Source organism: Magnetococcales bacterium, from assembly GCA_015231755.1.
In the GTDB taxonomy this organism is placed as follows: domain Bacteria; phylum Pseudomonadota; class Magnetococcia; order Magnetococcales; family Magnetaquicoccaceae; genus Magnetaquiglobus.
On record JADGAZ010000040.1, the window covers coordinates 1 to 4,083 of the forward strand.

General features: G+C 55.3%; 7 protein-coding genes. 2 read left to right on the forward strand and 5 right to left on the reverse strand.

Features of this window, described 5'->3' with window-relative positions:
• Positions 1–159 precede the first annotated feature (159 nt).
• Both HQL98_16115 and HQL98_16120 read right to left on the reverse strand, forming a co-directional pair.
• Positions 160–651 (reverse strand): nucleotidyl transferase AbiEii/AbiGii toxin family protein, encoded by a 492-nt coding sequence (locus tag HQL98_16115; GenBank protein MBF0273570.1) that lies wholly within the window; start codon positions 649–651, stop codon positions 160–162.
• The gene (locus tag HQL98_16120) at positions 648–1,247 is read right to left on the reverse strand and encodes an AbiEi antitoxin N-terminal domain-containing protein (protein MBF0273571.1); all 600 of its coding nucleotides are present in this window, start codon (positions 1,245–1,247) and stop codon (positions 648–650) included. The genes HQL98_16115 and HQL98_16120 overlap by 4 nt, the downstream gene beginning before the upstream one ends.
• Before the next feature lie 246 nt (positions 1,248–1,493).
• Here HQL98_16120 and HQL98_16125 point away from each other — a divergent pair, with 246 nt between their 5' ends.
• Both HQL98_16125 and HQL98_16130 read left to right on the forward strand, forming a co-directional pair.
• Complete coding sequence (locus tag HQL98_16125; protein ID MBF0273572.1) at positions 1,494–2,282, forward strand: recombinase zinc beta ribbon domain-containing protein; 789 nt, start codon at positions 1,494–1,496, stop codon at positions 2,280–2,282.
• A complete protein-coding gene (locus HQL98_16130; protein MBF0273573.1) occupies positions 2,279–2,716 on the forward strand; it encodes a hypothetical protein in 438 nt (145 codons plus the stop codon). The genes HQL98_16125 and HQL98_16130 overlap by 4 nt, the downstream gene beginning before the upstream one ends.
• Here the strand turns inward: HQL98_16130 and HQL98_16135 are convergent.
• Genes HQL98_16135 through HQL98_16145 form a run of 3 tightly spaced genes read right to left on the reverse strand, consistent with a single transcriptional unit; the run spans position 2,616 to position 3,906 of the window.
• Positions 2,616–2,915: a DUF2442 domain-containing protein gene (locus tag HQL98_16135; GenBank protein MBF0273574.1), complete on the reverse strand. Its 300-nt coding sequence runs from the start codon at positions 2,913–2,915 to the stop codon at positions 2,616–2,618. The genes HQL98_16130 and HQL98_16135 overlap by 101 nt on opposite strands.
• Positions 2,916–2,922: 7 nt before the next feature.
• A complete protein-coding gene (locus tag HQL98_16140) occupies positions 2,923–3,192 on the reverse strand; it encodes a DUF4160 domain-containing protein (protein MBF0273575.1) in 270 nt (89 codons plus the stop codon).
• A gap of 39 nt (positions 3,193–3,231) precedes the next feature.
• The gene (locus HQL98_16145; protein ID MBF0273576.1) at positions 3,232–3,906 is read right to left on the reverse strand and encodes a transposase; all 675 of its coding nucleotides are present in this window, start codon (positions 3,904–3,906) and stop codon (positions 3,232–3,234) included.
• Positions 3,907–4,083: the final 177 nt, after the last annotated feature.

Genomic DNA, 4,083 nt, shown 5'->3' on the forward strand with positions numbered 1-4,083 from the left:
TGCAGCGGCGGAACGGGGTGTGGATTTGATGGCGCCTACACCTGGCAAGGGGGATTCAGACGGGATCGGACTGGGCCATTTTGAGTTGGATTTGAAAAAGTTTCGAGTTATGTCCTGTCCAGAAGGAGCGGTGCCGATTCGCAGCCGACTCGGCAAGGATCAAAGGACGCGCAACCTGCAGTTCGATCCAGAGCGTTGTGCTGCCTGTCCTTTGGTGGCGGATTGTCCGGCGGGACTCTGGAGTGGGCAACGGGCGTTGTCGAGCATCCCAATCAGGGTGACGCGCACACCTGCGTAATTGGCATCCTTGCGGATCTCTGCTGCACGCACCGAGTCGGGTTGGAACTTCATGCCGTCCGGTGCCTCGATCTTGCAGATCTCCCGGAAGGTGTCCGTGATGTGCGGCAGATCGGACGACCCGAAACCGAGGAAATCCGCATCCCTGGTCGGGCGGTGGGGGATGTCGAACCACAGGTCGAACAGCAGTGCCCCCTTCAATATGAACTGGGGGGCATGTTCCGAAATGCTGATCCGATAGAGCAGACGTTCGATGGCATAGCGGGTGAGGACGAAATTGAAATCCTGTCTCGACTCCCGCGCATGGTTTGACAGTCTGGCGCGTACTGATGCCGCCATGTTGTGGAATTTCAAGTCAGGCTCTCCATATAGGGACGCATGACATTGGCGACCCGGCAAACGGCAGCAGCATGCCAAAGCTCGTCCATGGTGAACCGTTTCTTTTTCCAGGATGCTTGTAGCGCCTCAAGAGCAACGTCCAACCCGATCTTGTTGCGATATTTGAAACAGTCGGCCACGGTTTTGGCGACACTGGTCATGCGCACGGGTACGCAGTCAACCAGGTGCTCCTGAACGCCCTCGGTCAGCGCATCGCCTGAAAATCGAACGATCCGGAGCGGTGGATACGCCATTCGGGGGGCGCGTGCCTTGTTGGGAATGGCCAGCCAGACTTCAAAAGGCGTGTGCGTGGTGAGATCATGGAATTGCAGGGCGGACAGCAGACAGACAATCCCCTGGGGGTGCCTGCGCGCAACTTCAGCCAGGGTACCATGCTCGGATACCGTCCGATCAGGAATTGCATAAAGACCCCGCCCGACCAGGGCAAGTTCTCCACGTCGAACCATTCGCGAGAGAGCCACCCGAGGCAACCCCAGGACGTTCAGATCGCGCGGTCGAATGATCCCGTGGGTTCGGGCGAGATTGATGATTGTTTGGCAGTGGTTTTCCATGCCCCAGAATATTCCATATTGTCGGCATATGTCAATATATACCGACAATATGGAACAAACTGCTCCCACTTTTCAGGCATGTACCCTTCAGAAAGGCTACGGTTCGAAACGATAGATGTTTTGCTCACGTCTCTTTCTGGATGGCAATGGCCAGTGCGAAAAGTCGCCTCAGTGTCCAAAGAAATGCAACGTTCCATCACCAAAAAGTCCGACAATGGGGTCAGATGATCGTTTGACAGGAGCGGGATGCATTATGGCATTGCCATCAATGACTTGATCTCACGATCGTTTGCAATTTCCGGAATAGCGAAGATCGGTTCCGTCACCGAGTTGCTGAAGGAGTTGTCCAAGGTGGGCACAGCCGGGAAAAATGGCAGGTTTTTGGACAAGGGGGCGATCTACCGCATTCTTGGCCATCACGTTTATGTCGGCGAAATCGCCTACCACGGCGAGATCTACGCCGGGGAACACCAGGGGATCATCGACCGGGAACTCTGGGACAAGGTCCACGCCATCCTGGCCACCAACAACCGCCAGCATTCAGGGCCGACCCGGGTGCAGACCCCCGCGCCGTTGAAGGGGATCATCCGGTGCCGCCACTGCGACCGGGCCATGAAACCCACCTTCACCCGCAAGAACGGGCGGCTTTACCGGTACTACACCTGCCAAACGGCGGACAAGAACGGCTACAACGCCTGCATCCTGCGCACCGTCGCCGCCGGAGAGATCGAGGCGGTGGTGATCAGTCAGGTGCGCACCATGTTGCGGTCGCCGGAGATGGTGGTCAAGACCTGGCATGTCGGCAACGAGGACGATAGCGGAATCAAGGAACGGGACGTGGCCGATGCCCTGCGGCGGCTTGATCCGATCTGGGAGGAGCTTTTCCCAGTTGAACAGCAACGGTTGGTGCAACTTCTCATTGGCAGGGTGGAGGTTGGAAAGGGGGGCGTTCAGGTGCATCTGAGGACGGAGGGACTCGACACCCTGGCCCGTGAACTGAAAGAGATCGGCAATCAAAAGGAGATGGTGGCATGAAAGCGGAAATGAGCAGGGACGGCAAGATGATTGTGGTGACGATCCCCATGGTGCTGAAGCGGAGGGGTGGGCGCAAGCTGATCATCGCCCCGGCAGGGATGGAGACGGCCCCGCCACGGGATGAGACTTTGGCAAAACTCGTGGCCAGAGCGCACAAGTGGCTGAAAATGCTTGAAGGCGGCCAGTGCGGATCCATCCGGGCACTGGCCGAGCATGAGAATCTCGACGAGTCCTATGTGGCCAAGGTGCTGCGGTTGACTCTGCTGGCCCCGGATATCATTGATTTGATCTTGGATGGGCGGCAACCGGATGTTTTGACATGGAGGGAGTTGATCAAGCCGTTTCCGATGCTTTGGAGTGAGCAGAGGGCGAAGTGGGGGTTTCTACCGGATCATCAAGAGGAATACTCTCCAGATAGAGGGTATCCCAACTGAAATCCTGATCATGGGGCCAAGTCACATAGCCAGACACGGCACGCACGCGGCGAAAGTAGGTGGGATCGCGTAACTCCCGAAAAATTCCTTTATCCAGATAGGGTGAGACATCGAAACGCCTGCGTTCCCCGTTGGCAAAGGCCAAAACCAGGGACTGGTGTTCTTCCGGTTCCACGGCAACGACCCTCGGATTACTCATGTTCGCCTCACTTCAACGGATCAACGGGAAACACTTGGTTGCCTTCCATTGCCAATTTCCAGTCTGCCATCAATTCGTCTCGATGGAGTTCGATCCAAGCTTGGACCAGGCGAATCTTTTGCCTGGGCAACTCACCAGCCAGAATTTCTCCATCCTCAATCCCAAACACAGCGTTCATCTCGCCATATTCCGCATGGATATGAGGAATATGATGTTGCCTGCCATCGAAAAAGAACATGCGGATGATCAATCCGTAAAACATCGAAATAACTGGCATATAGTGTACTTCTCTCTCCATGGACTCAAGGACAGTATATTAGGGTGACAGGAGCGTATTCGCCGCTTTACGACCTGCTTTTCTGGGAGCCAGGGGGCGTTGAAGCAAAGATTCCATTCTGGAAAGGAACGATGCGTCCCCTAACGGTCGCCCGGTTCTTTCATGTTGCCGCAAAATTTCCAAATCTTCTTCGGAAAATCCCTTGGAAAGAAATGTGCCCCAATCCTCCACCCGTGTCAACAGAGGAGAGGTGTTGACCAGTATGTCATTTTTTCTGGAAAGGTGTGCCTGGGTACTGCTCCATGGGTAGTCCGAAGGATTCTGTACAAGACGCGCCCGAACCGGGTTGAGTTCTACATAACGCGCTGCTGTGAGAAGGTGAGCTTCATCCATGGGGAAAGAAGAAAATCGCCCTTGCCAGAGATGTCCGCGCCACTTTTCGCGAAAATTGATATGCCGGGTGTAACGCCGGTGAGCCTCCCCGATGGCTTTACGCAACCCCTCCTCGGACCTGGGCACCGCGATTAAATGAACGTGGTTAGGCATAAGGCAATAGGCCCAAACCTCAACATCCATGAGGGCACACCACTCGGACATCAACTGCAGATAGAGCCGATAATCTTCATCCTGGAAAAAGGTCTGCTGTCGCCGATTCCCCCGTTGGGTGACGTGATGAGGTTCTCCAGGAATGACAGCACGTGCAAGTCTAGCCATGGAATAATTCTAACATTTTTTTATCGACGCACAAGGGAAATGCGTATGGTGTCCCCGGATTTCGGCGTGAAATTCCTGTTTGGACTCATGCACGACGTGTCCAGCAATCAATACCGCGCCCAGTTGATCAGCACCACCTCGCCGCTCTCTCCGAGGCTTTCGCCGGTATCCAGCAAC

Bases quoted from the DNA above. Each gene is read 5' to 3' on its own strand.
- HQL98_16120 (MBF0273571.1), bottom strand. From the start codon at position 1,247: ATGGAAAACCACTGCCAAACAATCATCAATCTCGCCCGAACCCACGGG.
- HQL98_16125 (MBF0273572.1), top strand. From the start codon at position 1,494: ATGCATTATGGCATTGCCATCAATGACTTGATCTCACGATCGTTTGCA.
- HQL98_16130 (MBF0273573.1), top strand. From the start codon at position 2,279: ATGAAAGCGGAAATGAGCAGGGACGGCAAGATGATTGTGGTGACGATC.
- HQL98_16135 (MBF0273574.1), bottom strand. From the start codon at position 2,915: ATGAGTAATCCGAGGGTCGTTGCCGTGGAACCGGAAGAACACCAGTCC.
- HQL98_16140 (MBF0273575.1), bottom strand. From the start codon at position 3,192: ATGCCAGTTATTTCGATGTTTTACGGATTGATCATCCGCATGTTCTTT.
- HQL98_16145 (MBF0273576.1), bottom strand. From the start codon at position 3,906: ATGGCTAGACTTGCACGTGCTGTCATTCCTGGAGAACCTCATCACGTC.